Below are 3725 nucleotides of genomic sequence, written 5' to 3'. Positions count from 1 at the left end.
CCGGCCCTGAGTGGACCGGGGGTTCGCCGTTGCTCAGAGAGCTAGTGCTCACGCACCGCCGGAGAGCTTCTCGCGGAGCGCCGCGAGCTGCTCGTCGGAGGCGAGGGTGCCGCCGCTGCTCTTCGAGTCGGCCGGGGCCGAGCCCGAGGTGTAGCTTTCCGCGCCACCCTCGATGCCGGTCGCCGCGTCGGCCGCCGCTTCGGCGTCCGCCTCGACGGCCTTCTGGACCTGCTTCATGTGGGCCTCGTAACGAGTGTGCGCCTCGGCGTACTGGCGCTCCCACTCCTCACGCTGCTTGTCGAAGCCTTCCTGCCACTCCTGGGTGTCCGGGTCGAAGCCTTCGGGGTAAATGTAGTTGCCCTCGGCGTCGTACTCGGCGGCCATGCCGTACTGGGTCGGGTCGAACTCGGTGTCCGGCGTGACACCCTCGTTCGCCTGCTTCAGCGACAGCGAGATGCGACGGCGCTCGAGGTCGATGTCGATGACCTTGACCATGACGTCGCCGTTGACCTGGACGACCTGCTCCGGGATCTCGACGTGGCGCTCGGCCAGCTCGGAGATGTGGACCAGGCCCTCGATGCCCTCTTCGACGCGGACGAACGCACCGAACGGAACCAGCTTGGTGACCTTGCCCGGCACGATCTGGCCGATCGCGTGGGTGCGGGCGAACTGGCGCCACGGGTCTTCCTGGGTCGCCTTCAGCGACAGCGAGACGCGCTCGCGGTCCATGTCGACGTCCAGAACCTCGACCGTGACCTCCTGGCCGACCTCGACGACCTCGGACGGGTGGTCGATGTGCTTCCAGGACAGCTCGGAGACGTGCACCAGGCCGTCGACGCCACCCAGGTCCACGAAGGCACCGAAGTTGACGATGGACGACACGACGCCCTTGCGGACCTGGCCCTTGGCGAGCGCGTTGAGGAACTCGCTGCGCACCTCGGACTGGGTCTGCTCCAGGTAGGCGCGGCGGGACAGGACCACGTTGTTGCGGTTCTTGTCCAGCTCGATGATCTTCGCCTCGAGCTCGCGGCCGACGTACGGCTGCAGGTCGCGCACGCGGCGCATCTCGACCAGCGACGCGGGGAGGAAGCCGCGCAGGCCGATGTCCAGGATGAGGCCGCCCTTGACGACCTCGATGACGGTGCCCTTGACGGGCTCGTCCTTCTCCTTGAGCTCCTCGATCGTGCCCCAGGCGCGCTCGTACTGCGCGCGCTTCTTGGACAGGATCAGACGGCCTTCCTTGTCCTCCTTCTGGAGAACCAGGGCTTCGACCTCATCGCCGACGGTGACAACCTCAGCCGGGTCGACATCGTGCTTGATGGAGAGCTCACGCGAGGGGATAACACCCTCGGTCTTGTAGCCGATGTCGAGCAGGACCTCGTCGCGGTCGACCTTGACGATGGTGCCTTCGACGATGTCGCCATCGTTGAAGTACTTGATCGTCTTGTCGATCGCCGCGAGGAAGTCTTCCTCCGACCCGATGTCGTTGATGGCGACCTGCTGGGGCCCGGTGGGGGCGGTCGGGGCGGTGGCGGTGTCGGTGGTCATTAGGCGGGTTGCTCCGGTGGATGGGAATCGAGGGTTGGCAGTTGTCGGCGCGATGGGCGGCATGCGACGACCCTGCAAGCAAACGTCCACCAGTGAACGACCGCGGCATGACCCCGCATACGGTGCGCGACCCGAGTCCCAACCAGAAGCTGAGCGGAAGGCAGCGCGAACCCACTGCGCTAACACTTATCCTACGCGGCAGCCGCTAGGCGGCACAATCAGGGTCCCCCTGGCTCGCTAAGGTCCTCGCGGAAGCAAACCGCACGCACGAGGACGCAGGTGGAGCCGCTCGCGGCCACCGGGACCGGAGACCCCCATCATGCCACCGGAGCAGGCGCCCGCGCCGGGGCGCCACGACGCCGCCGAGCACCGGCTGGGCACCACGGCGGTCGCCTACCGCGAGGTCGGCGGGGCCGAGGCCGCCGCCGCCAACCTCGCCTGGTGGGACGCCGACGCCGACGACTACCAGGCCGAGCACGGCGGGTTCCTCGGCGACGCCGACTTCGTCTGGTGCCCGGAGGGCGTCCGGGAGGCCGAGGCCCGGCTGCTCGGCGACGTCCGGGGCAAGCGCGTGCTCGAGGTCGGCTGCGGGCAGGCCGCCTGCGCGCGCTGGCTGGCCGCCGAGGGCGCGCACGCCGTGGCGACCGACCTCTCGGCCGGCATGCTGCGCCACGCCCGCGACGGCAACGCGCGCACCGGCCTGGCCGTCCCCCTGGTCCAGGCCAACGCCGAGCACCTGCCGCTGGCGTCGGGCAGCTTCGACGCGGCCTGCTCGGCCTTCGGCGCGATCCCCTTCGTCGCGTCCGTGGACGCCGTCTTCGCCGAGGTCCACCGGGTGCTGCGGCCGGGAGCGCCGTGGGTGTTCTCGGTGACCCACCCGATGCGGTGGATCTTCCCCGACGACCCGGGCCCGCAGGGGCTCACCGTCACCCAGCCGTACTTCGACCGCACGCCGTACGTCGAGGTCGACGACGAGGGCACCGCCACCTACGTCGAGTACCACCACACGCTCGGCGACTACGTGCGCGCGCTGGCCGGGGCCGGGTTCACCCTGACCGACCTGGTCGAGCCCGAGTGGCCGGCCGGGCACACCCGGGTGTGGGGCCAGTGGAGCCCGCTGCGCGGCAAGTTCTTCCCCGGCACGGCGATCTTCCGCACGCACCGCTCGTGACCACGCTCGAGGAGCAGCAGAACGCGCGGTTCGCCGCGCTCGACCCGCTGCTCCCGCCGATCGCCGCCCCGCCGTCGCCGTCGAACGAGCCCCTCGTCGTGACGGTCGGCGGCCGCAAGGCGGGCGGCCTGCTGACGCAGGTCGTGCACGCGCCGGGGTCCTGGCCCTCGCTCTGGGGGCCGTCGGACATCCGCGACCTGACCGCGGTGCCGGGCGACAGCGGCGCGGCGGGCCTCGCCGCGCTGCTGGGCGCGTGGCGGGAGAAGCTGCGCGGGACGCCGGCCGGCCCGGACTCGGCCTGCTCGCTGACCTGGCCGAGCCGCGACGCCGAAGCGTCCGCGGTGCTCCTGGCGCACGGGTTCGCGCCGATGACGTGCCTGGCCGTGCGGGCTCCCGAGCCCCCCGGCGGCCCCGGGGCGGCGCCGGTGAGCGTCCGCCGGGCCGGGGAAGGCGACGCCGACGCGCTGACCGAGCTGCGGCTCGCCGAGTGGCGGTACACCTCGCTGGTCGGCACCGCGGTGGCGCGGCCGGGGGCCCGGGCGCTGCTGCGCACCGAAGTCGTCCGCTCGCTGCGGTTCGGCGGACTGGTCTGGCTGGCCGAGGAGGACGGCGGGGTGCCGGCCGGCCTGGCCTCCTGCGCGCTGGTCTCGGCCACGCCGGGCAACTCCGTCCACGGCCGGCTGCTGCCCGGCCGCTGGGGGTACGTCGACACGCTGTCGGTCGCGCCCGCGGCCCGCGGCGGCGGGGTCGGCCGGGCGCTGATGGCGGTGGCGCACCGGACGTTGCTGGAACACGACGTGCGCGGGACGTTCCTGTTCTACCATCCGGCGAATCCGCTTTCGCCGGTGTTCTGGCACCGGCAGGGTTATCGTCCTCTGTGGACCATGTGGCTCCGGCGTCCCGCCTGGTCCTGACCGCACGCGCCGAGGGGGAACCATGGACATCGCCGAGCCGCTGCTCGCGGCGCACCGGGCGCGCTTCGCCGCCGTCGACGCGCTCCTGCCGC

The 3725-nt window shown here is 71.9% G+C and carries 3 protein-coding genes; 2 read left to right on the top strand and 1 reads right to left on the bottom strand.

Features of this window, described 5'->3' with window-relative positions:
- Positions 1-48 precede the first annotated feature (48 nt).
- Positions 49-1548 carry a 30S ribosomal protein S1 gene (gene rpsA, locus ACWEVN_RS47080; RefSeq protein WP_003098851.1) on the bottom strand — a complete coding sequence of 500 codons (1500 nt, stop codon included), beginning with the start codon at positions 1546-1548 and terminating at the stop codon, positions 49-51.
- Positions 1549-1867: 319 nt separating this feature from the next.
- Between rpsA and ACWEVN_RS47075 the strand changes: the two genes are divergently transcribed.
- Entirely contained in the window at positions 1868-2719 is an 852-nt protein-coding gene (locus ACWEVN_RS47075; protein WP_452055605.1) for a class I SAM-dependent methyltransferase, read from the top strand.
- Positions 2716-3633, top strand: a complete 918-nt coding sequence (locus tag ACWEVN_RS47070; RefSeq protein WP_449685753.1) for a GNAT family N-acetyltransferase — start codon at positions 2716-2718, stop codon at positions 3631-3633. Before ACWEVN_RS47075 ends, ACWEVN_RS47070 begins: the two co-directional genes overlap by 4 nt.
- Positions 3634-3725: the final 92 nt, after the last annotated feature.

This window comes from Amycolatopsis sp. NPDC003861 (assembly GCF_053605405.1).
This window is presented reverse-complemented; position numbering and strand designations above follow the sequence as displayed.

Bases quoted from the DNA above. Each gene is read 5' to 3' on its own strand.
- ACWEVN_RS47075 (WP_452055605.1), top strand. From the start codon at position 1,868: ATGCCACCGGAGCAGGCGCCCGCGCCGGGGCGCCACGACGCCGCCGAG.
- rpsA (WP_003098851.1), bottom strand. From the start codon at position 1,548: ATGACCACCGACACCGCCACCGCCCCGACCGCCCCCACCGGGCCCCAG.